Source organism: Micromonospora sp. NPDC005205 (assembly GCF_040608275.1).
Taxonomy (GTDB): domain Bacteria; phylum Actinomycetota; class Actinomycetes; order Mycobacteriales; family Micromonosporaceae; genus Micromonospora.
Genome location: NZ_JBEXHV010000020.1, coordinates 91,312 through 113,795 on the forward strand (window position 1 = coordinate 91,312; position 22,484 = coordinate 113,795).

General features: G+C 69.5%; 13 protein-coding genes. 9 read left to right on the forward strand and 4 right to left on the reverse strand.

Features of this window, described 5'->3' with window-relative positions:
* Window positions 1-85 precede the first annotated feature (85 nt).
* The 4 genes from ABZU43_RS27900 (at window position 86) to ABZU43_RS27915 (ending at window position 4,457) form a co-directional block, all read left to right on the forward strand.
* Window positions 86-1,057 carry a sugar ABC transporter permease gene (locus ABZU43_RS27900; RefSeq protein ID WP_355009406.1) on the forward strand — a complete coding sequence of 324 codons (972 nt, stop codon included), beginning with the start codon at window positions 86-88 and terminating at the stop codon, window positions 1,055-1,057.
* 10 nt (window positions 1,058-1,067) lie between these two features.
* Window positions 1,068-1,910 carry a carbohydrate ABC transporter permease gene (locus tag ABZU43_RS27905; RefSeq protein WP_091400707.1) on the forward strand — a complete coding sequence of 281 codons (843 nt, stop codon included), beginning with the start codon at window positions 1,068-1,070 and terminating at the stop codon, window positions 1,908-1,910.
* On the forward strand, window positions 1,907-3,328 hold the full coding sequence (locus ABZU43_RS27910; RefSeq protein ID WP_355009407.1) for a GH1 family beta-glucosidase: 1,422 nt from the start codon (window positions 1,907-1,909) through the stop codon (window positions 3,326-3,328). Before ABZU43_RS27905 ends, ABZU43_RS27910 begins: the two co-directional genes overlap by 4 nt.
* 82 nt (window positions 3,329-3,410) lie before the next feature.
* On the forward strand, window positions 3,411-4,457 hold the full coding sequence (locus tag ABZU43_RS27915; RefSeq protein ID WP_355009408.1) for a LacI family DNA-binding transcriptional regulator: 1,047 nt from the start codon (window positions 3,411-3,413) through the stop codon (window positions 4,455-4,457).
* A 289-nt stretch (window positions 4,458-4,746) separates the two neighbouring features.
* Here ABZU43_RS27915 and ABZU43_RS27920 read toward each other — a convergent pair whose 3' ends face one another.
* Together ABZU43_RS27920 and ABZU43_RS27925 are read right to left on the reverse strand one after the other, a co-directional pair.
* Window positions 4,747-5,958: an acyl-CoA dehydrogenase family protein gene (locus ABZU43_RS27920; protein WP_355009409.1), complete on the reverse strand. Its 1,212-nt coding sequence runs from the start codon at window positions 5,956-5,958 to the stop codon at window positions 4,747-4,749.
* Window positions 5,958-7,037 (reverse strand): phosphotransferase family protein, encoded by a 1,080-nt coding sequence (locus tag ABZU43_RS27925; protein WP_355009410.1) that lies wholly within the window; start codon window positions 7,035-7,037, stop codon window positions 5,958-5,960. Before ABZU43_RS27925 ends, ABZU43_RS27920 begins: the two co-directional genes overlap by 1 nt.
* A 150-nt stretch (window positions 7,038-7,187) precedes the next feature.
* Here ABZU43_RS27925 and ABZU43_RS27930 point away from each other — a divergent pair, with 150 nt between their 5' ends.
* Window positions 7,188-7,889 (forward strand): amino acid-binding protein, encoded by a 702-nt coding sequence (locus ABZU43_RS27930; RefSeq protein ID WP_355009411.1) that lies wholly within the window; start codon window positions 7,188-7,190, stop codon window positions 7,887-7,889.
* Between the two features lie 88 nt (window positions 7,890-7,977).
* Window positions 7,978-9,042 carry a GNAT family N-acetyltransferase gene (locus tag ABZU43_RS27935; RefSeq protein WP_355009412.1) on the forward strand — a complete coding sequence of 355 codons (1,065 nt, stop codon included), beginning with the start codon at window positions 7,978-7,980 and terminating at the stop codon, window positions 9,040-9,042.
* A gap of 8 nt (window positions 9,043-9,050) precedes the next feature.
* Here the strand turns inward: ABZU43_RS27935 and ABZU43_RS27940 are convergent, their stop codons facing one another.
* Both ABZU43_RS27940 and ABZU43_RS27945 read right to left on the reverse strand, forming a co-directional pair.
* Window positions 9,051-9,449 carry a VOC family protein gene (locus tag ABZU43_RS27940; protein WP_355009413.1) on the reverse strand — a complete coding sequence of 133 codons (399 nt, stop codon included), beginning with the start codon at window positions 9,447-9,449 and terminating at the stop codon, window positions 9,051-9,053.
* A 65-nt stretch (window positions 9,450-9,514) separates the two neighbouring features.
* The gene (locus ABZU43_RS27945; protein ID WP_355009414.1) at window positions 9,515-11,080 is read right to left on the reverse strand and encodes an aldehyde dehydrogenase family protein; all 1,566 of its coding nucleotides are present in this window, start codon (window positions 11,078-11,080) and stop codon (window positions 9,515-9,517) included.
* A gap of 433 nt (window positions 11,081-11,513) precedes the next feature.
* Between ABZU43_RS27945 and ABZU43_RS27950 the strand changes: the two genes are divergently transcribed.
* From ABZU43_RS27950 to ABZU43_RS27960, 3 genes are all read left to right on the forward strand, one after another.
* Window positions 11,514-14,444: a glycoside hydrolase family 9 protein gene (locus ABZU43_RS27950; RefSeq protein ID WP_355009415.1), complete on the forward strand. Its 2,931-nt coding sequence runs from the start codon at window positions 11,514-11,516 to the stop codon at window positions 14,442-14,444.
* Window positions 14,445-15,145: 701 nt separating this feature from the next.
* Window positions 15,146-21,457 (forward strand): RHS repeat-associated core domain-containing protein, encoded by a 6,312-nt coding sequence (locus tag ABZU43_RS27955; protein WP_355009416.1) that lies wholly within the window; start codon window positions 15,146-15,148, stop codon window positions 21,455-21,457.
* A 589-nt stretch (window positions 21,458-22,046) separates the two neighbouring features.
* Window positions 22,047-22,232: a hypothetical protein gene (locus tag ABZU43_RS27960; protein ID WP_355009417.1), complete on the forward strand. Its 186-nt coding sequence runs from the start codon at window positions 22,047-22,049 to the stop codon at window positions 22,230-22,232.
* Window positions 22,233-22,484 lie beyond the last annotated feature (252 nt).

Sequence of the window (22,484 nt, forward strand, 5' to 3'; positions counted from 1 at the left end):
GGGCTTCCCGGACGCCACCGGCCGGTCCCCTCCGCGTAGCGCCCTGCGCGAGGGCCCCCGGGCCTCGCCGGAAAAGGAAATTCGCATGAGCCTGTCGGCCACGACGGCACGGCCGTCGCCAGCAGCACCGCCTTCTCCCGACGTCGATCGCCAACGTCGACGGGGAAGATTACTCAACCGCCTCGATGTCAAGTACTCGCCGTACCTCTACATCGCCCCGTTCTTCCTGATCTTCGGTGTATTCGGGCTGTACCCGATGCTGCGCACCGCCTGGATGTCGCTGCACGACTGGGACATGATCGGCGAGCACACGTTCATCGGCTTCGACAACTACACCCGGTTGGTGTCCGACGAGTACTTCTGGAACGCGCTGGTCAACACGTTCGGCATCTTCGCCCTGTCGACCATCCCGCAGTTGTTGCTCGCCCTCTTCCTGGCGAACCTGCTCAACCGGACCTTCCTGCGCGCCAAGACCTTCTTCCGGATGGCCATCTTCATGCCGAACGTGGTGTCGGTGGCCGCCGTCGCGATCGTCTTCGGGATGTTGTTCCAGCGGGAGTTCGGCCTGTTCAACTGGCTGCTCAGCTTCGTCGGTGTCGACCCGGTCGACTGGGACGGGCACCGGTGGAGTTCCTGGACTGCCATCTCCTCCATGGTCAACTGGCGGTGGACCGGGTACAACACCCTGATCCTGCTCGCTGGCATGCAGGCGATCCCGAAGGATCTCTACGAGGCCGCGGAGATCGACGGCGCCGGTCCGTGGCGACAGTTCTGGCAGATCACCCTGCCGATGCTCAAGCCGACCTTCATCTTCGTGGTCATCCTGTCCACGATCGGCGGCATGCAGCTCTTCACCGAGCCCCTGCTCTTCGGCAACGGCAACATCATCGGCGGCAACCAGCGGGAGTTCCAGACGCTGGCCATGTACATGTACGAGATGGGCATCGTGAACCTGAACACCGCCGGCTACGGAGCCGCGGTCGCCTGGGCGATCTTCATGATCATCATCGTGGTGTCGCTGTTCAACTTCCTACTCGTCCGCCGCTCGGCGAAGTGAGGAGAGATCGATGATCTCGGCTTCCCAGCGCCTGTGGCGCACCAGCCCGCTGACCTACCTGGCGCTCGTCCTGGCGGCGCTGCTGTCGATCTACCCGTTCTACTACATGCTGGTGATCGGCAGTCGCAGCCTGGACAACATCAACGACGTGCCGCCGCCGCTGACCCCGGGCGGCGCGTTCGGTGACAACTTCGGGCGGGTGCTCGACAACGACGCCGCCAACTTCCTCACCGGCATGATGAACTCGATCATCGTCTCCTCGGTGGTCACCCTGTCGGTGGTGCTCACCGGTTCGCTGGCCGGGTTCGCGTTCGCCAAGCTGAAGTTCCGCGGCAGCAACGCCCTCCTGCTGGCGATCATCGTCACCATGATGATCCCGACCCAGATGGGCCTCATCCCGCTCTGGGGCATGATGCAGGACCTGGGGTGGTACGACACGCTCTACGCGGTCACCGTGCCGTTCCTGGTCACCGCCTTCGGCGTGTTCATGATGCGGCAGTACGCCAGCCAGGCCATCTCCGACGAGCTGATCGAGGCCGGTCGCGTCGACGGAGCCAGCACGTTCCGGATCTACTGGAGCATCGTGCTGCCCGCGCTGCGTCCCGCCGCCGGCGTGCTCGGTCTGCTGACCTTCATGGAGACCTGGAACTCGTTCCTCTGGCCGTACGCCATCCTCACCCCGGAGAACCCGACCCTCCAGGTCTCGCTCTCCTTCCTGTCGTACGCCTACTACACCGACTACTCCCAGGTGTTCGCCGCCACGGCGATCGGCACCATCCCCCTGGTAATCGTCTTTCTCGTGTTCGGCCGCCAGATCATCGGCGGGATCATGGAAGGTGCCGTCAAGTCGTGAGCAACCCCGCCAGCCCACCCGCCGTCGACGTCCTCGACGAGCGTCCCGGGCTGACCTTTCCACCCGGATTCCTCTGGGGGGCCGCGACGGCGGCATACCAGATCGAGGGGGCGGCAGCCGTGGACGGCCGCACCCCGTCGATCTGGGACACCTTCAGCCACACCGACGGCCGGGTCCTCTTTGGGCACACCGGCGACGTGGCGTGCGACCACTACCACCGCCTCGGCGAGGACGTCGCGCTGATGGCCGAGCTGGGCCTCAAGTCGTACCGTTTCTCGGTCTCCTGGTCCCGGGTTCAGCCCGGCGGCGTCGGCGCGGCCAACCCGCAGGGCCTGGACTTCTACCGGCGACTCGTGGACGAGCTGCTGGCCAACGGCATCGAGCCCTGGCTCACCCTCTACCACTGGGATCTGCCGCAGCCGCTCGAAGACGCCGGCGGTTGGCCGGCCCGGGACACCGCGGCCCGCTTCGCCGACTACACCACCCTGATGGCCGACGCGCTCGGTGACCGGGTGCGCTACTGGACCACGCTGAACGAGCCGTGGTGCTCGGCGTTCCTCGGCTACGGCTCCGGCGTGCACGCCCCCGGCCGCACCGACGGAGCGGACGCGGTGCGCGCCGGCCACCACCTGATGCTCGGTCACGGCCTGGCCGTGCAGGCACTGCGGGCCGCCCGGCCGGGCGCCGAGGTGGGCGTGACCGTCAACCTCTACCCGGTCGACCCGGCCAGCGACAGCCCCGCCGACGTGGACGCGGCGCGGCGTATCGACGGGTTGGCCAACCGGTTCTTCCTGGACCCGCTGCTGCGGGGGTCGTACCCGGAGGACCTGGTGGCCGACCTCAGCACGGTGACCGACTTCGAGCACGTGCACGACGGCGACCTGGCGACCATCTCCACGCCGCTGGACCTGGTCGGGGTCAACTACTACAGCCGGCACGTGGTCGCCGCGCCGGTCGAGGGCGTGGCGGCCGACCCGGCCCCCTCGTGCTGGCCGGGCAGCGAGGACGTCCGGTTCGTCACCCGTGGCGTTCCGGTCACGGACATGGGCTGGGAGATCGACGCCCCGGGTCTGACCGAGACGCTGCGCCGGGTGCACGACTACACCGAGCTGCCCCTGTACGTCACGGAAAACGGCTCCGCGTTCGTCGACTCGGTGGTCGACGGGCAGGTCGACGACGTCGATCGGCTGGCCTACTTCGACGCCCACCTGCGCGCCGCCCACGAGGCGATCGACGCCGGAGTGCCTCTGCGGGGATACTTTGCCTGGTCGCTGATGGATAATTTCGAATGGGCCTGGGGTTACACCAAGCGGTTCGGCATGATCCACGTCGACTACGACAGTCAGGTCCGCACCCCCAAGTCCAGCGCCAAGTGGTACGCCTCGGTGATCCGGCGCAACGGTCTGGCCGCACAATAGGCTCGGGCCAGCCATCAGGACGGCCCCGGCGTCCACCTCCCGCAGGTGGCGCCGGGTCCGCCCGCCGTCGGAGGAGCACACGATGACAACGCAGCGCACCCGGTCGCTCGGGCGCCCGACCCTCGACGCGGTCGCGGCGCGTGCCGGCGTCGGTCGGGGCACAGTCTCCCGCGTGGTCAACGGCTCGCCCCAGGTCAGCCCGGAGGCCCGGGCCGCGGTCCAACAGGCCATCGCAGAGCTGGGGTACGTGCCGAACCGGGCCGCCCGTGCGCTCGTCACCCAGCGGACCGACTCCGTCGCGCTGGTGGTGTCCGAATCCGGCGAGCGGGTCTTCACCGAGCCGTTCTTCGCCTCGATCGTGCGGGGGATCAGCTCCGGGCTGCTGGAGACGCCGATGCAGCTCTGGCTGGCCATGGCCCAGTCGCCGGTGGAACGGGAGCGCGTCGAGCACCACCTCACCAACCAGCACGTCGACGGCGTACTGCTGCTGTCGTTGCACGACTCCGACCCGCTGCCGACGCTGCTGGAGGAGCGCGGCCTGCCCGCCGTGCTCGGCGGTCGGCCCGCCCGGATGCTGCAACCCGGCGCCCAACCGGCCTGGTTTGTCGACGTGGACAACGTTGGCGGGGCCCGGCAGGCGGTGGAGTACCTGGCGAGACAGGGCCGGCGGCGCGTCGCCACCATCGCCGGTCCGCAGGACATGGGTGCCGGGCTGGCCCGTCTGGCTGGCTACACCGATGCGGTGAAGGCCACCGGCGCCAGCGTCAACCCCGACCTGATCGCGTACGGCGACTTCAGCGAGGGCAGCGGCGCTGCCGGAATGCGCCGACTGCTGGATGTCTGCCCGGATCTGGACGCGGTCTTCGTCGCGTCCGACCTCATGGCGTTCGGCGCGCTGCGTACCCTGCGTGAGGCCGGCCGGCGTGTGCCCGAGGACGTCGCGGTGATCGGGTTCGACGACGCGACCATCGCCCGACAGGCTGAGCCGCCGTTGACCACTGTCTTCCAGCCGGTGGAGGAGATGGGCCGGCAGATGGCCCGCCTGCTGGTGGCCCGGATCCGTGGCGAGGAGCTACCCGCCTCCCACATCCTCCTGGACACCCAACTGATCCACCGAGCCTCCGCCTAACCCCCAACCACCCCCACCCCCTCACCCCACCCCCACCCCGCCCCGCGCCCGGCGTGTGTCGATCATGGGGTTGGCCTGGACATTTTCGGCATTCCAGCCCGCCAACCTCATGATCACGAAGGCTGGCGGGGAAGATCGTGCTCGATCCTGGATGTAGTGGCCTCCGGGCGACCGCACACCACTACATCCAGGATCGAGCGCGATCTTGGGGTGTGGTGGCGTGCGGGGTGTGCGGGTGCGGTGGGCGCGGGGCAGGGGCAGGGCGGGGCGGGGCGCGGGGCGGGCGGGGTTACGGGGCCCGGCGGCGTAGTTCTCGCTTGGCCAGCGAGTTGCGGTGCACCTCGTCGGGCCCGTCGGCCAGGCGGAGGGTGCGGGTCTGCGCCCAGAGGGCGGCCAGTGGCGTGTCCTGGCTGACACCGGCGCCGCCGTACCCCTGGATAGCCTTGTCGATCACCCACTCCGCCATTGCCGGCGTGCCGATCTTGATTGCCTGGATCTCGGTGTGCGCGCCCTTGTTGCCGACGGTGTCCATCAGCCAGGCCGTCTTGAGCACCAGCAGCCGGGCCTGCTCGATACGGACCCGGGACTCGGCGATCCACTCCCGGACCACGCCCTGCTCGGCCAGCGGTCGGCCGAACGCGATCCGCTCGTTGGCGCGGCGGCAGAGCAACTCCAATGCCCGCTCCGCCATTCCGATCAATCGCATGCAGTGGTGGATCCGACCCGGCCCGAGCCGGGCCTGGGCGATGGCGAAGCCAGTGCCCTCGGCGCCGATCAGATTCTCCGCTGGCACCCGGACGTCGGTGAAGTCGATCTCGGCGTGCCCGCCGTGCGAACCGTCGGTGTAGCCGAAGACGGTCATGCCCCGGCGCACTGTCACCCCGGGGGTGTCCCGGGGGACCAGCACCATGCTCTGCTGGCGGTGCCGGTCAGCGGTGGGGTCGGTCTTGCCCATCACGATGAAGATCTCGCAGCGCGGGTCCATGGCCCCGGACGACCACCACTTTCGTCCGTTGATCACGTACTCGTCGCCGTCGCGGGTGATCCGGGTGGCGATGTTGGTGGCGTCGGAGGATGCGACATCCGGCTCGGTCATGCAGAAGGCCGAGCGGATCTCGCCCTCCAGCAGCGGCATCAGCCAGCGCTGTTGCTGCGCCTCCGAGCCGAACTCGGCCAGCAACTCCATGTTGCCGGTGTCCGGTGCCGCGCAGTTGACCGCCTCCGGCGCGAGGTGCGGGCTGCGCCCGGTCAGCTCGGCCAGGGGGGCGTACTGGAGGTTGGTCAGGCCGGCGCCGTAACGCGGGTCGGGCAGGAAGAGGTTCCACAGGCCGCGCTTGCGGGCCTCCGCCTTCAGTTCGGCCAACACCGGGGTACGCGACCACGGGTCCCCGGCGGCCACCTGTTCGGCGTGCACGGCCTCGGCCGGGTAGACGTGCTCGGTCAGGAACCGGGTCAGCTCGGCGCGCAGCTCTTCGGTCCGGCTGTCGTATGAGAAGTCCATCACCGCTCCCTGGCGGCGGTCAGTCCGTGCGCGACCAGCGGTGCCACCATCTCGCCGATCCGGTCGAAGCCCTCGCCGAGCGTCTGCCCGAGCGTGTGGCGGTAGTGGATGCCCTCGCAGATGACCGCGAGCTTGAAACAGCCCAGCGCCACGTGCCAGTGCAGCGGCCCGACGTCGACATCGCTGCGGCCGGCGTACCTGTCGATCAGCTCGCTGCCGGTGGGGAAGCCGGCGCGCGGGCCGAGCCCGTCCGCGACGGGGTTGCCCGCTGCGGTGTCGCTGCCACCGAGCACGTCCCAGTAGGTCAGCAGCAGCCCCAGGTCGGCGAGGGGGTCGCCGAGGGTGGCCATCTCCCAGTCGAGCACCGCGTGCACGGCCACCGGGTCGGCCGAGGCGAGGAGGTTGTCCAGCCGGTAGTCGCCGTGCACGATCCGGCCGGCGTTCGCGCCCTCCGGTGCGGTCGCCGCGAGCAGGTCACGCAGCTCGTCGATGCCGGGCAGCGGCCGGCTGCGGGAGCGGTCGAGCTGCCCGGACCAGCGGCGGACCTGCCGGGCGAGGTAGCCCTCGGGGCGGCCGAAGTCAGCCAACCCGACGCTCGACGGGTCGACGCTGTGCAGCGCGGCCAGCGTGTCCATCATCGCCATGGCCAGTGCGCGGCGGCGCTCGTCGCCCAGTGGGTCGGTCTGCGCGCGGGTGCGGAACACCTCGCCAGGCATCCGCTCCATGAGGTAGAACGGCGCGCCGATCACCTCGGGGTCGGTACAGAGCAGCAGCGCGCCCGGCACCGGCACCTCGGTCGGTGCCAGCGCCGAGATGACCCGGAACTCGCGCGCCATGTCGTGTGCGGTCGCCAGCACGTGGCCCAGCGGGGGGCGGCGCAGCACCACCTCGCGGTCGCCGAGGCGCAGCAGGTAGGTGAGGTTGGACTTGCCGCCCGCTATCAGCTGGGCCCGCAGCGGCCCGACGGCCAGCTCGGGTCGGTGCTGTGCCAGATGGTCGGCGAGACGGTCAAGGGCCAACCCCGCTGGGGAGACGGCCGTGGCCTCCGGCCGTGACTCGTCGACGGCCGGATCGCTCATCGGACTAGTTGATTGCAGCCCGCTCACGTTGTCAAGGTCAGAATTTCCGCTCGGGACATGCCCCTGCAACAGGGACGAAATGGTCAACTACCAGGCTGTGGTCAGCCTGCCGGTCGTTTCTCTGCCGGCCCGCCGAGCGGAGGGACAGACATGTTGCTGCGAGTTCGGGTCACCCTGCCGGACCGTCCGGGCACCCTCGGTCAGGTCGCCCGCACCTTGGGCGTCTCCGGGGCGGACATCGTCCAGGTGGTGGTCCTCGAACGGCTCGGCGGGCGCGCGGTGGACGACTTCACTGTCGTCTGGCCGGGTGCGGCGCGGGTGGAGCGGCTGCTGGCTGGCCTCGCGGCGATACCGGGAGTGCGGGTGGACGGTGTGTGGCGGGCGATCGGCGCGCCCACCACCACCGGCCAGGACGCGGAGCTGTTGGCCCAGGTCGCGGCCAACCCGGCCGACGGGTTGGCCACCCTGGTCGACGCGGTACCGGGACTGCTGGCCGCCGACTGGGCGGTGGCCGCCGTGGTGCCGGTCGACTGGGCCTCGCGCAGCGGGGGCGGCGGGGCGACCGTGGGGTACGCGAGCTGGCGGGCTCCCGTACCCGCGCTGTTGCCGGAGGTGACCCCGCTGCGCGGTCGGTCGATGACCACGCCCGACGGGACCCACCACGCGATCACGCCGTTCGGCCGGGCGGGCCTGGTGCTGGTGGTGGCCCGTGAGCGCAACGAGACCCTCTCCGCCGCGGCGTTCCACAGCACCGAGGTGGATCGGCTCACCCAGCTCGTCCGCGCCTGCGCGGTGATCCTCGGTGACCGACTCGATCTCGTCGGTTCGCCGCCGGTGGTCGCCGGCCCCTGAGCGGCCGAGGAGTTCCCGGGCCGACACCGCCGGGCAACCGGGCGGCAACAGGCGGGGGCGAGGCTCTTACCGGGGAAGGGAGCCAACCATGACGTTGTGGCGGATCCGAGCGACGGTGGACGACCGACCGGGTTACCTGTCGGTGCTCACGGCGAGCCTCGCGCTGCGTGGGGTCAACATCCTCACCGTGCAGGTGCAGCCCACCGAGCAGGGCGCGGTGGACGATTTCCTGGTCGACGCGCCGGACGCGCTCGACGAGGCTGGGCTGATCGCCGCCGTCGAGCGGGGTCGGGGCCGGGACTGCTGGGTGGCGCGCAGCGAGGCGCGTGGTCTGGCGGACCAGCCCACCCGGGTGCTCGGGCTGGCCAACCGGTTGGTGCGTGACCCGGACGCGACGGGCGAGGCGTTGCGGACCCTGCTCGCCGCCGACGTCGTCAGCTGGCGACCGGCGTCGGTCGGCGGCGAACGGGGGATCACCGGGGCGAGCATGCTGTTGGCGGACCCGGCGGGCGGTTCGTTCGCGCTGCGCCGGGCCGCGCCCGACTTCACCCCGGCGGAGTACGCGCGGGCGCAGGCCCTCGTCGAGCTGGCCGCCACTGTGGCGCGCCGAGCCGCCGAACAGGTGACAGTGGTGCTGCCCGACGGCGCGGAGGTGGCCGTCCGGCCGGCGAGCGCCCACGATCTGCCCGGCGTGGTGGAGCTGCACGAGGCGTGCTCGCCGCGTAGCCGGCAGCGGCGTTACCTGGGCGGGGCGGCGCTGCCGCAGCCGGCCCGCCTGCGTCGACTGCTGGAGCCGAGCCGAGGGTTGACGCTGATCGCCAGCAGCACCGGCTCCGACGGCGCGGCCGAGTCGGTGGTCGCCATGGCGAACCTGCTCGGCGAGGGCGACGAGGCGGAGGTGGCGCTGCTGGTGCGCGACGACTGGCAGCGGCGTGGGCTCGGCTCGGCGTTGCTGCGCCGGGTGGTTCAGCACGCCGACCGGTCCGGGTACGCGGCGCTGGTGCTGCACGTGCAGGCCACGAACGACCCGATGCTGCGGACGCTGCACCGGCTGGGCCGGCCCACCGTCGTGGAACGCGACGGCGGGCTGCTCACCCTCACCGTGCCGCTCGCTGTCCCCGCCGGGGCGGACCGGACGGGCGCGTTCGCCTAGGGCCCTGCTCACGGCCCGGGCGGCTCGCGGCGGCCCGAGACGCAGAACCGGTTGCCCTCCGGGTCGGCGAGCACCACGTACGGCGGCTCCGTCGGGTGTGGGTCGGTGGGGTAGTGCCGCCAGTCGACGATCCGCGCGCCGAGGGCGAGCAGCCGGTCAAGTTCCTCGTCGAGGGGTCGGTCCCCGGCGTCCAGATCCAGGTGGAGCCGGGGGAAATTCCGCACAGGGCTCTCGCTGAGGTCCATCGCGAGGGCTGCGCCCGACAACCCGGGCGGCGGCTCCAGCACGATCCACTCGTCGCCGGTGAATCGGGGCTCGCGGCGACGGTAGCCGAGAGCCGCGGCCCAGAACGTTCCGGCCCGTTCGGCGTCGGCCACGCCCAGGGAGAGCTGTGCGATCAGTGCCATCTCCCGACCGTACGTGGCGACGAGAGCCCCTTGTGCGCGGCGAGCCTCCACAAGGGGCCCGGTCGTCAGGTGCTGGGGTAGCTGTTGTAGTCGGGGAAGTTGCCGTAGAGCCGGCTGTCTCCGCCGACGGTGACGGCCTGCACCAGCAGGTCGCCGCCGACGAACGCGCCCTTCCAGGAGGCGCCCCGGCCGCCGAAGGGTTCGTCGCGGTCACCGCGTGAGCGCGGCTTGTTGATGCCCACCTTGAACGCCTGAAGGTCCACGGCGAGCTTGCCGGCCTCGTCGGTGTCGTCGCAGGCGAGTGAGGCCACCAGCGCACCGTTGGAGGCGTTCATCGCGGCCAGCAGCTCGTCGGTGGTGTCCACCACGACGATCGTGTCGACCGGACCGAACGGCTCGGCGTGCATCAGTCGGGACCGTCCGGGCGGGGCGAGCAGCACCGACGGCGCGACGTACGCCGAGGTGTCCTGCCCGGGCAGGAACGGCGCGCCGGCGAGTTTGCCCCGGTGCAGGGGGATCGCGCCGCCACGGACCGCCTCGTCGACGGTGCGGCGGAGCTCGTCGGCCTTGGTGGCGCTGATCAGTGGACCGAAGTCCAGCTCGGGCAGCGGGTCACCGGCGGCCCAGTCGTCGCCGACGGCGAGCGGGTGACCGAAGCGGACCGAGCGGACGACCGGCAGGTACATGTCGAGGAACTCGTCGACGAGGTCGCGCTGCACCACGAACCGGGGGTACGCGGTGCAGCGCTGCTTGCCGTACTCGAAGCCTTTCCTGAGGTGCGTGGCGAGCAGGTCCCACTGGGAAAAGTTCCAGATGCCCCAGGCGTTGAGGCCCTCCTGCTCGATGAAGTGCCGCTTGTCGCTGTCGAGCAGAGCGGCGGCCACCTTGCCCCCGTTGGAACGACCGCCGACGAACGCCACGGCGCCGATCTCGGGTGCCCGGACCAGCACCTCGGACAGTTCCGCGCCGCTGCCGGAGACGAGGGTGGCGGGCAGTCCGGCCCGGCGCATCAGCGCGTGCGCGACGGTCAGGCACACCGCGCCGCCCTGGGACGGGGTCTTGGCGATGACCGCGTTGCCGGCCAGGAGCTGCACCAGCTCGGCGTGCACCAGCACGCTCATCGGGTAGTTCCACGACGCGATGTTGCTGACCGGGCCGGGCAGCGGCTCGCGGCCGTCGGCGAGCATCCGGTCGATCTCGCCCGCGTACCAGCGGACGCCGTCGAGCGCCCGGTCCACGTCGGCGCAGGCCAGCCGCCACGGCTTGCCGATCTCCCACACCAGCAGCAGGGCGAGCAGGTCGCGGTGGGCGGTGAGCGAGTCCAGGGCCTCGGCGACCCGGGCCGTGCGGTCGGCCAGCGGGGTCCGGGCCCAGGCCCGGTGCGCGGCGGCGGCGTGGGCGACCGCGGCGCGCGCGGTGGTCGCGTCGACCCGGGGCAGATTGATGAGGACGGTGTTGTCCACCGGGGTGCGGACCGGGGCGGGCTGGCCGACCGCCCGCCATTCGCCCTCGACCAGGTTGTGCAGGGTGGTGACGCCGTCGACCTCGGTGCCGAACGCCTCCGGGGCGACGGTCACCGCGCGGGCCAGGATGTCGGCCCAGGCGGTGTCGTCGGCGAGTCGTAGTGCCATCGCTTCTCCTCAGGGTTGACCAGGGAGCGGCGGCGTCGACGGCACCGCTGGTGAGCGGTACTGTCTCGCGCTTCGTAGCGGGTCAGCAACAGTACGTTTGTCTGGCTGGTCGTCGGAGCGCTCGATCGGTGCGAAATCTATCGCGGACGCTCCCACCGTGAGCTGCGCAAACATGTTTCACAGATCGAGATGCATCGATGATGTGAAATGGTCCGCAGTGGTTACTCGCGAGTACAGAAGTGGGGCCGCGCGCGTCGGCCCCGATGGCAGGCTTCCCAACCAGCGAACCGCCCATTACATTGTCGCTTATCCATGGGAGCGCTTCCATGACCCATGGTCACACCGCCACCCCCGCTGTCGCCGGTGGCCGTGCCGCCCGTACGCCGTCCCGCGTCGGTGCGACCGCCGGCGGCGCCTCCGACAGGAGTCCGCCATGCGCCACCTGACCCGGCCGTTCAGCGGCCAGCCCGGCCGGTCGCCGGCCGCCGACCAGCCCTGGCCGCGGCGGCTGCTGGCTCTCGGCGTCGCGCTGCTCACCGGCGCGTCCCTCGCGGTGACCGCGCCACCGTCCGGGCCCGCCTCCGCCGCGCCGGCGGCCAAGCCTGCCTCCGCCGCGCCGGCGGCCACCTACAACTACGCCGAGGCGTTGCAGAAGTCACTGCTCTTCTACGAGGCGCAGCAGTCCGGTCCACTGCCCGACTGGAACCGGGTCTCCTGGCGCGGAGACAGCGCGCTCACCGACGGCGCCAGCGCGGGCGTCGACCTCACCGGCGGCTGGTACGACGCCGGTGACCACGTCAAGTTCGGTTTCCCGATGGCATTCAGCGCCACGATGCTCGCCTGGGGCGCTGTCGAATACCGCAGCGGTTACACCTCGTCCGGGCAACTGCCACACCTGCTCAACAACCTGCGCTTCGTCAACGACTACTTCATCAAGGCGCACCCGTCGGCCAACGTCCTCTACGGACAGGTCGGCAAGGGCGACGACGACCACAAGTGGTGGGGTCCGGCCGAGGTGATGCCGATGGCGCGGCCCGCGTACAAGATCGATGCGAGCTGCGGCGGCGCGGACCTGGCGGGGGAGACGGCGGCCGCGATGGCCGCGTCGTCGATGGTGTTCCGCCCCACCGACGCGGCCTACGCTGACAAGCTGCTCGGCCACGCCCGGCAGCTCTACACCTTCGCCGACGCGGTGCGGAAGGCCTACCACGAGTGCATCACCGATGCCACGAGCTTCTACCGCTCGTGGAGTGGCTGGCAGGACGAGCTGGTCTGGGCCGCGATCTGGCTGCACCGGGCCACCGGCGAGGCCAGCTACCTGGCCAAGGCCGAGAGTGAGTACGACAAGCTCGGCACCGAGAACCAGACCACCACCCGCTCCTACAAGTGGACAATCGCCTGGGACAACAAGCAGTTCGGCGCGTACGTGCTGCTGGCCAACCTGACCGGCAAACAGAAGTACGTCGACGACGCCAACCGGTGGCTGGACTACTGGACCGTCGGGGTGAACGGGCAGCGGGTGCCGTACTCGCCCGGCGGGATGGCGGTGCTCGACTCCTGGGGCGCGCTGCGCTACGCCGCGAACACGTCCTTCGCCGCGCTGGTCTACAGCGACAAGACCACCGACACCACCCGCAAGGCGCGCTACCACGACTTCGCCGTCCGGCAGATCAACTACGCGCTCGGCGACAACCCGCGCAACTCCAGCTACGTCATCGGGTTCGGCGCCAACGCACCGAAGAACCCGCACCACCGCACCGCGCACGGTTCCTGGTGGGACAGCCAGACCGTGCCTGTGGAGACCCGGCACACCCTCTACGGCGCGCTGGTCGGCGGCCCGTCCTCGGCCAACGACGCGTACAGCGACAGCCGGTCGGACTACGTGATGAACGAGGTGGCCACCGACTACAACGCCGGCTTCACGTCCGCGCTGGTCCGGCTGACCTCCGAGTACGGCGGCACGCCGCTGGCGAACTTCCCGGTCGCCGAGACGCCGGACATCGACGAGCTGACAGTGGAGACCACAGTGACGCAGGCCGAACCTCGGGCCACCGGGCTCAAGGTGATGGTCTACAACAAGTCCGCGTTCCCGGCCCGCGCGCTGACCGACGGCCGGTTCCGGTACTACTTCCGGCCCGACGGCACCGGCCCGGTGCAGGTCACCGCCGGCTACACCCAGGGCTGCCCGTCCCCGACCACCGCCAAGCAGTTCAGCGGCGACATCTGGTACGTCGAGGTGGACTGCGCCGGGTACACCATCGCTCCGGCGGGTCAGTCGCAGCACCGGATGGAGGTCCAGTTCAAGATCGGCGTGCCGGAGGGCGGCACCTGGGACCCGACCAACGACCCGTCGTACCAGGCCACCGCCGGGCCCAACCGGAAGGTGCCGCTCTACTCCGGTGCCACCCGCGTCTGGGGTGAGGAGCCGGGCCCGGTCGTACCGGACACCACCAAGCCGACCGTCCCGGGCACCCCGGTGGCGTCCAACCTCGGCCCCCGCACTGTCACCCTGGCCTGGGCGCCGTCCACCGACAGCGGCGGCAGCGGCCTCGCCGGCTACGACGTCCGCGAGGTCCAGGTCAACAGCGACACGGTCCTGGTCCGGCCGGTCACCGGCACGACGTTGACCATCACGACGCTGCTGCCAGCGACGTCGTACGAGTTCACCGTCGTGGCCCGCGACGGGGCCGGCAACACGTCGGCCGCCTCACCGAAGCTCACGGTGACCACGCCGCCGGCCGGCACCGCCGACACCACAGCGCCGAGCACCCCCGGCACGCCGGTCGCCTCGGCCGTCACCGCCACCGGGCTCACCCTGGCCTGGACCCCGTCGACCGACAACGTGGGCGTCACCGGTTACCGGGTCTACCGCGAGGCCGGCGCCACCGACGTGCTTGTCGGCTCGCCAACCGGCAGCACCCAGGCGGTGTCCGGGTTGACCGCCTCCACGGCGTACCAGTTCTACGTGGTCGCGGTGGACGCGGCGGGCAACACCTCCGCGGCGTCCACGCCGGTCGCGGTGACCACCGCGGCCCCGCCGGTCGGTGGCATCTGCACAGTGGGGTACGCCACCACCGACTGGGGCGGCGGCTTCACCGCCAACGTGTCGATCACCAACACCGGCACCACCGCGATCAACGGCTGGACCCTGCGGTTCAGCTTCCCCGGCGGGCAGAGCGTCAGCCAGGGCTGGTCGGCGGCGATCAGCCAGAGCGGCGCGGCGGTCACCGCCACGAACCTGTCCTACAACGGCACGATCGCGGCCGGCGCGTCGGTGAGCTTCGGCTTCAACGGCACGTACAGCGGCGCCAACCCGAAACCGACCGCCTTCACCGTCAACAACACCACCTGCGCCGTGTCCTGAGCTAATCCGAGGCCGTCGCGGCCGGTCACCTTCCCCGGTGACCGGCCGCGACGCGTTAGGCATGGAACCAGCCGATTCGCGCCCCGGCACGCACCTGTCGAGGGTCTTGTGGTGCGGTCCGAGCGATCTCTATACTTCTCCTAATTTTGGTGATCATCGATGCCACGGGGGGCAAGCGATGGCTGCACGACATCAGTTTGATGGATGCGAGACCAGGCGTCTGCATGGTCTCGAGGCAGTTACCGAACTGCGCGTTCACCGCCGAGCAGCGCTCTCGGGGCTCCATTAGCGACCTGCCCGTCACGGTCTTACGACGGGCCCTCTGTGGTAGCCCGGCGCGACCGCCCACGGGCCGTAGCACCCTCAGGTCGACCCTCCCTGCTCCGACCGCTCGCCGATCCTGACCCGCTCTTCCGGGTCTGGTCGGCCTTCCCTGCCTGCCCGTCGACGTCACGCGTCCGGACCACCGGAGCGGACGACGACACCTGTCCGACGCGTGTCACCACCAAGGCCTGGCCAGTGGGATGCGCCGGACGTTGTCCGACCCGATGTCACGTCGATCGACGGCAGCGGAGCGACCGCAGAGCGGTTGTCACGCATGCCGGTGGGGAGCACACATGGACACCGCCCGCACATCCTTGCCGTTACCCCGGCGTCGCAATCGAACACGACTACTGATCGCCGCCGCCAGCGCGACCCTGATGATCACGTCATTGGTCGGCGTACCGCCGACCGCGGCAGCCGCGGCGCAGTACAAGCCGCCGACGCCGCAGAAGGTGCCCACCGTGCCGGTGTCGCCGGTCGTCGCGGGCACGTCCGCTATGCGCGCGGTGATGCCGGACGCCACCCGCAAGCCGGCGCCGGTATGGCCAGCCGCAGGGGCCGCGGAGGTGGCCGTGGCAGCCAGGACGAGTGCACCGGCCGCGGCGGGTGCGCTCCCGGTGCGGGTGGCGCCGGCGGTGTCGGGTGCGGTGTCCGTGGCCGGGGAGCGGCTCGCGCCCGCCGCCGCTCCCTCCCGGGTGCGGGTGGAGGTGCTGGATCGGACGGCTACCGAGAAGGCGCGCGTCCGGGGAGTCCTGCTCCGCGTGGGTCGGGCCGACGGCGTCGCGGACGCGGCCAGTGTGCGGATGACAGTGGACTATGCGGGGTTCGCGACCGCGTACGGCGCCGACTGGTCGTCGCGGCTGCGCCTGATGTCCCTTCCGGCCTGCGCGCTCACCGAACCGGCGGCGAAGGAATGCGCGGGTACGCCGCTACCCTCGACGAACGATCTCACGTCGCGCAGCGTGTCCGCGGCGGTGCCGGTCTCGACGAGCACCGCGCTGGTGGCGTTGGCGGCGGGCGACTCCGGCTCGACCGGTGACTTGAAGGCCACCTCACTGCAGCCGTCGTCGACATGGACCGCCGGTGGGAACTCCGGCTCGTTCAACTGGTCGTACCCGATGCGGGTCCCGCCCTCGCTCGGCGGTCCGGCACCGACTCTGTCGCTGGCCTACTCGTCACAGTCGGTGGACGGTCGCCAGGCGGCGAGCAACAACCAGCCCTCCTGGGCCGGTGAGGGTTTCGAGGCGAACCCGGGTGGGTTCATCGAGCGGCGTTACCTCGGCTGCGGTCAGGACATGGATGGCTCGGCGAACAACACCAAGAAGACCAGTGACCTGTGCTGGGAGACGAGCAACGCCACCCTGTCGCTGGCCGGTCACTCCGGTGAGCTGATCTACAACGCGACCGAGGGTCGCTGGCACCTGCGCTCCGACGACGGGTCGCGGATCGAGCGCAAGACGGGCGCCAGCAACGGTGACAACGACGGTGAGTACTGGGTGGTCACCACCACCGACGGCACCCAGTACTGGTTCGGGGTCAACCGGCTGCCCGGCTGGGCCTCCGGCAACGCCGTCACCAACTCGACGCTGAACGCCCCGGTCTTCGGCAACGACCCGAACGAGCCCTGCCATGCCGATGCGTTCATCGACTCCGACTGCACCCAGGCGTGGCGGTGGAACCTCGACTACGTGGTCGACGTGCACGGCAACTCCGCCTCGTACTGGTACACCAAGGAGACCAACAAGTACGGCCGGAACCTCACCGCCTCCGACGCCGCGTCGTACGACCGCGCGGGCTACCTGGACCACATCTCGTACGGCACGCGCCGCGACGGTGGTGTCGATTCGGTGCTGAGCACGCCCGCGCCCGCGCAGGTGGTCTTCGGAGTGGCGGACCGGTGCCTGTCGAGCTGCACCACCCACGACGCGACGCACTGGCCGGACACCCCCTGGGACCAGGAGTGCACCGGGTCCAACTGTGGCACCGTCTTCTCACCGACTTTCTGGACCACCAAGCGGCTGTCGACAGTGACGACCCAGGTCCGCTCCGGCGGCTCGTACTCCGACGTGGAGCGCTGGACCCTCACCCACACGTTCCCCGATCCGGGTGACGGCACCCGCGCCGGACTGTGGCTGTCGAAGATCTCCCACGCCGGCCTGGTGGGAACGACCACCACCGTCCCGGACATCGAGTTCACCGGCGTGCAGCTGGCCAACCGGGTGGACACCATCGACTTCGCGGCGGCCATGAACTGGTGGCGGATCGCCAAGATCCAGACCGAGACGGGCGGCACCATCTCCGTCACGTACTCCGACACCGACTGCGTGGCCGGTCAGACACCGACCCCGCAGACGAACACCAAACGCTGCTACCCGTCGGTGTGGACCCCGGAGGGCTACGCCAACCCGGTGACCGACTGGTTCCACAAGTACGTCGTCACCACCGTCTACGAGCAGGACAACACGGGCGGGGCCCCGCCGCAGGGCAGCCCCCGGGTCGTGCACAAATACAACTACCTCGACGGCGCGGCGTGGCACTACAGCGACGACGACGGCTTGATCGAGAAGAGGTACAAGACCTGGTCGAGCTTCCGCGGCTACGGCCGGGTCGGAGTGACCACCGGCGACGCGGGGGAGCAGACCTACTCCGAGACCCGGTACTTCCGGGGTATGGACGGCGACCGGGCCGCACCGTCGGGCGGCACCAAGGCCGCCACAGTGGACGGGTTCACCGACGCCGACTGGTTCGCCGGGATGACCCGCGAGGTCAAGACGTTCAACGGTCCCGGTGGACCGGTGGTGTCCCGCGAGACCAACGACCCGTGGGGCTCGGCTGCAACCGCCAGCCGCACCTTCAACGGTGACACCGTCACCGCCCGCTTCGCCCGGGTCGCCACGACCCGGAAATACACCACCCTGGACGCTGGCCGCGGCGAGCGGGCCACCCGCACCACCACCACCTACGACTCACTCGGCATGGCCACCCAGGTCGACGACTTCGGCCAGGACGGGGTCGCTGGCGACGAGCAGTGCAAGAAGACCGACTACACCCCGCGCAACGACACCCTCTGGCTGATGGACAAGTCGCACCGCACCCAGACGTACGCGGTGCAGTGCTCCGCCACCACCGGCACCCTGACCGACGCCGACGTCATCAGCGACGAACGGATCAGCTTCGACGGCCAGGCCTTCGAGACCGCGCCCACCCGCGGCCTCGCCAGGAAGACCGAGAAGATGACGGCGTGGAACGCGGGATCACCCACCTTCGCCACCGTCTCCCAGGGCAGCTTCGACGCGTACGGGCGGGTCACCGCCGCCTGGGACGCGCTGAACGCCAAGACCACCACGGCGTACACGCCGGCCACCGGCGGCCCAGTGACCGCCACCACTGTCACCAACGCCTTGCAGCACGTGGCCACGACGATGATGAACCCGGCGTGGGGCAACAACGCCGCGATCGTCGACCCCAACAGCAAGCGAACTGAATTCGTTTACGACGGCCTCGGTCGGCTGACCGCAGTATGGCTGCCCGGCCGGGACAAAGGGAGCCAGTCGGCCAACGCCAACTTCAGTTATCTGATCCGCAACAACGCCGCCACTGTGGTTTCCTCCTCCCGGTTGAACCCGGCCGGCGCATACAACACGACGTACGCTCTCTACGACGGTCTGCTCCGCCTGCGGCAGACGCAGTCGCCTTCGCCCTCCGGCGGCCGACTGCTCACTGACACCTTCTACGACACCGCTGGTCGTGACCTGACGGCGTTCGGCAGCTACCACACCACAGGAACACCAGGCACCACACTGGTCACCGCCACCGAGCGCGCGTTCGTACCCACGCAGACCCGTACCGTGTATGACGGCGCTGGTCGACCAACCGCCTCTGTCTTCCGGCCCTACGACGCCGAGCGCTGGCGGACCTCCATCTACTACGCCGGGGACCGCACCGACGTGACCCCGCCCGCCGGGGGCACCGCCACCTCCACGCTGACCGACGCACGTGGTCGCACCAGTTCGGTGCGCCAGTACCACGGCACCAGTCCAACTCCCGGCACCGCGGGCTCTTGGGACACCACGTCCTACGCGTACAACCGCAAGGGGCAGTCGACCGGTGTCACCGACGCCATGGGAAACGAGTGGCGGTACGAGTACGACCTGCAGAATCGGCGTACCAAGAGCACCGATCCGGACACGGGCGCCACCACCTACACCTACGACGCCGCCGACCGGATGACGTCGTCAACCGATGCCCGTGCCGAAAAGTTGGCGTATCTGTACGACACCCTGGGTCGTAAGCGGGCGGTGTACGACGACGCCGTCGGCGGCACCATGCGGGCACAGTGGATCTACGACACCATCGCCAAGGGTCGGCTCTCGCAATCAACACGATTCGTCGGGAGCGCCAGCTACCAGACGAAGATCACCGGCTACACCGACCAGTATCAACCGACCGGTGTGCAGGTCGTGATCCCGGGCACCGAGGCCAACCTGACCGGCACCTACAACTTCACCACCACGTACAACGTCGATGGAAGCCGCGCCTCGGGCAGCATGCCGTCGGGGGGCGACCTGCCCGCCGAGACTCTCTTCTACGACTACAACGCCCTCGGTCAGCCGACCACCACGGACTCGCTGTACGGCACGACGAATCTCTCCTATGTGGCCGGCACGACGTACAACGCGCTCGGTGAATTGGAGCAGCTCACTCTCGATACTGACGAGACGGCCGGCGGCCGGGTGTGGCAGGCGTTCACTCACGAATTGGAGACCGGTCGGTTGACCGGCGTTCGGATGGACCGTGACACGGTCAGTCCGAACACCCTGTCAGACGTCCGCTACACCTACGACGACGCCGGCAACATCACCAAGGCCGTCGACGCAGCACCGACTGTGGTGGACGACACCCAGTGCTTCCGGTACGACTACCTACGCCGGCTGACCAGCGCTTGGACGCCGAGCAGCGGTGACTGCACCGCCGCAGCGTCGGCCACCGCGCTCGGCGGTCCGGCGCCCTACTGGCACTCGTGGTCGTTCGACCTGGTGAGCAACCGCAAGACGCAGGTCGTCCGCACCAGCACCGGCGACACCACCACGACGTACAGCTATCCGGGCGCCAAGAGCGCGCAACCCCATGCCCTGTCGGCCACCACCACCGGCTCGCTGGTGCAGAACTACCGGTATGACGCAACGGGCAATACCATCTGCCGGCCGGCGGGGACAGGCACGAACGCCTGCCCGACCGGCGGCGGGTCGCAGGTGCTCAGCTGGGATCCCGAGGGTCACCTGGAAACGAGCACCGACTCCACCGGCACCACCACCTACGTCTACGACGCGGACGGCAACCGACTGCTCCGCCGTGATCCAAGCGGAAAGACGCTCTACCTGCCGGGCCAGGAACTGCGGTACACCAACAGCAGCGGGGCCACCACCTGCACCCGCTACTACGCCTACGGCGGATCCCTGGTTGCCTCGCGGACCGGCGCGGGTCTGACGTGGCTCGCCGCCGATCATCAGGGAACAGCGAACGTGGCTGTCAGCGCCACCGCCGCCCAGGCCGCCACGGTGCGCCGGCAGGACCCGTACGGCAACCCGCGAGGCGGCAACCCGACCTGGGCCAACGACAAGGGGTTCGTCGGCGGCACCAGGGACAACACTGGTCTCACCCATCTCGGTGCCCGCGAATACGACCCCACCACTGGTCGGTTCGTCTCCGTGGACCCGGTCTTCGACATGCAGAATCCGCAGTCCTGGACCGGATACGGCTACAGCAGCAGCGCACCGGTCACGTTCAGCGACCCCAGTGGCCTGAGGGAGTGCGCTGGTTCCTATTCCTGCGACGGCGTTGGTGAAGGCGTAGGGGTGCCTCCGCCGCAGGATCAGTGCTACAACTACACCGGCGTTGGCCAGCGCCAGTGCGACAAGAATGGCGGCAGCGGGCAGAACACGAGCGCCGGCCAGGCCACCGGCGGTTCCGGTTCCGGTAAGAACTCGACGGCGAATTTGCCGACCATCCCGCCGGAGAAAAAGCGGCAACTGGACGATTACATCCGGATGGTCATAAACCAGAGCCCGGATACGTGGAACGTCCCCGGCAAGAACGCCTACAAGGCCATCATGGTCCGCATCAAGAACGCCATGTTCGGGGCGCCCGGTTGGAAAGATTACTGGGAAGCCTTGGATCAGATGGTGGTCTCCACCGTGATAGCCGTCGTCGGCGTCGCACTCTGCCCCGAGACAGCAGGCGCGGGTTGCGCGCTCGCTGTCGCGGCTTATGCCGGTGCCGCAGGCCAATGCATGGACGACTGTGAAGACACTCAGGCGATGGCGTTGGCGGCAGTGTTCGCTGTCGCGACCGACGGGATGGGACGAACGGGTGCGCGCGTTTCAGGGCTAACTCCAGGCGGTGTCAACAACCTGGTCGACGGCGCGCACATGGCAACCAATGACGCGATGAACACGGCTGTCGATTTCCTCGGACCCGGTTACCGCGACATGGGAGGTGGTAGGTTCCTGAGCCACGACGGGCTGCGGCAGGTCCGATTGACGGACGCGGATCTAGCCCATCCTCGTCAGGACCCTCACATCAATTTCGAAACCTATAATCAGCCGATCGGTCCGGGTGTACGCAGCGGCGGTCCGGTCAGCAACATTCACATCTACCTACCCGAGGAGCCGGGATGGCACACCCCGTAGGGACTGGCGGGTCCGTTGGTCGACCTACAACACCGATCACCGTCGATGCGATTCCCTATGACCCCGCACACGGTGTGGCGACGTGGTGGGACGACGAGACTATTCTTCGGGCAGAGGTCTGGGACGCCCCGGAGCGGACGGTCGTGATCTCCGGGAATCCCGCGGGACTGCGCTCTCTCGCCAGACACCTTCTGACCCTGGCGCAGAACGGGGTGCCCGACGGTCGGCACTTCGATTTCGATTCGTACTGTGGATGGCTGGAAGAAGGTTCGACAGCCCTCAGGATTGAAGTGGAGAAAAAGTAAATTCGCCGCCCTCCCCGCCATGGGACTGCTGCTTCACCGGCATTCGCCTATTCAGGTGAGGGTGTGAACGTCAGTTCAGGTGTGGTGGCCGTGGCGGCCTCGGAGATCGAGGCCGCCACGGCGTCCGCCCGCACGCAAGGCATCCGAAGTTATTCGTTGTCGACCGGGGCAGGTGGCGGGCGGGACGCCTTCTTCCACGCCGTCCGGGGGCACCGCCGCTCGATCCGCCCCTGGCGAGCAACTACAGCTGGGACCCGCTGGCCGACTCCATCTTCGGCGGCCTGGTGACTGCCGGCGTCGACCGGTTTCTGGTGGTGTGGACCGATGCGACGGAGATGGTCGCCTTTGCTCCCGAGGATGCCGACACCGTGGTCAGTGTGTTGGCGCAGACCGCTGTCGAGCTGGCCGAGCCGAGGTGCACCAACGGTCGACCTGTCTCGCTGACGATGCTCGTCGCCACGCCCGCCTGAGTCAGTGGGCGAACCGGTACCACCCAGGTGGTGTCTGGATGGGTCGCCTTGACGGCGTACCCGTTCTCCGTGATGGCCGTGGACGCGGCGAACAGCCTCCGCGACGTCCGCGCCGGTCGCGTACCGCGACGAGATCTTGGACAGTTTCCGTTCGCAGGTGACTGTCGTGTCCCGAGACATGTGTCAAGGGGAAGTCCCGATAGATGTGTCATGTGTTGTTGATCAGGCTGCTCGGGTGAGGGTGGTGTAGGT

Bases quoted from the DNA above. Each gene is read 5' to 3' on its own strand.
- ABZU43_RS27900 (WP_355009406.1), top strand. From the start codon at position 86: ATGAGCCTGTCGGCCACGACGGCACGGCCGTCGCCAGCAGCACCGCCT.
- ABZU43_RS27905 (WP_091400707.1), top strand. From the start codon at position 1,068: ATGATCTCGGCTTCCCAGCGCCTGTGGCGCACCAGCCCGCTGACCTAC.
- ABZU43_RS27915 (WP_355009408.1), top strand. From the start codon at position 3,411: ATGACAACGCAGCGCACCCGGTCGCTCGGGCGCCCGACCCTCGACGCG.
- ABZU43_RS27920 (WP_355009409.1), bottom strand. From the start codon at position 5,958: ATGGACTTCTCATACGACAGCCGGACCGAAGAGCTGCGCGCCGAGCTG.
- ABZU43_RS27925 (WP_355009410.1), bottom strand. From the start codon at position 7,037: ATGAGCGATCCGGCCGTCGACGAGTCACGGCCGGAGGCCACGGCCGTC.
- ABZU43_RS27930 (WP_355009411.1), top strand. From the start codon at position 7,188: ATGTTGCTGCGAGTTCGGGTCACCCTGCCGGACCGTCCGGGCACCCTC.
- ABZU43_RS27935 (WP_355009412.1), top strand. From the start codon at position 7,978: ATGACGTTGTGGCGGATCCGAGCGACGGTGGACGACCGACCGGGTTAC.
- ABZU43_RS27940 (WP_355009413.1), bottom strand. From the start codon at position 9,449: ATGGCACTGATCGCACAGCTCTCCCTGGGCGTGGCCGACGCCGAACGG.
- ABZU43_RS27945 (WP_355009414.1), bottom strand. From the start codon at position 11,080: ATGGCACTACGACTCGCCGACGACACCGCCTGGGCCGACATCCTGGCC.
- ABZU43_RS27950 (WP_355009415.1), top strand. From the start codon at position 11,514: ATGCGCCACCTGACCCGGCCGTTCAGCGGCCAGCCCGGCCGGTCGCCG.
- ABZU43_RS27955 (WP_355009416.1), top strand. From the start codon at position 15,146: ATGATCACGTCATTGGTCGGCGTACCGCCGACCGCGGCAGCCGCGGCG.